This is a genomic window from Mesorhizobium sp. M00.F.Ca.ET.216.01.1.1 (assembly GCF_004010325.2).
GTDB lineage: Bacteria > Pseudomonadota > Alphaproteobacteria > Rhizobiales > Rhizobiaceae > Mesorhizobium.
In genome coordinates this window covers 1-279 of the sequence record NZ_SADR02000615.1, presented here as the reverse complement: position 1 = coordinate 279, position 279 = coordinate 1, and the positions used below count along the sequence as shown (strand labels likewise).

Sequence of the window (279 nt, the reverse complement as noted above, 5' to 3'; positions counted from 1 at the left end):
CCGGCAGCTTGTGTTGAAACAGTCCGATTGCAACCGCGACAAACACGAAGTTGCATAACAGGCGCATGGCAGGCGACGCAGCGTGCCGCAGTAAAAGACCTGTGCCGACAAGAAGCGCAATGGGGAGTAGTGCTATTGCCTCTAATCGTCCCAACGCAAATGCGCTTGCATACCCAATGGCCAGCATGCCCAGGGTAAGGGCACGCGGTACTCGCGCTATGGCCAGCGCGGCGGCAAGAAAAATGGCAACCCACGGCAATGCGTGCATTGAGATGTCCG

Annotated in this window: 1 pseudogene; it reads right to left on the bottom strand. The window is 57.7% G+C overall.

Features of this window, described 5'->3' with window-relative positions:
* A pseudogene (locus EN859_RS38955) lies at positions 1-268 on the bottom strand (hypothetical protein); the annotation flags it as partial.
* Between the last annotated feature and the right edge of the window lie 11 nt (positions 269-279).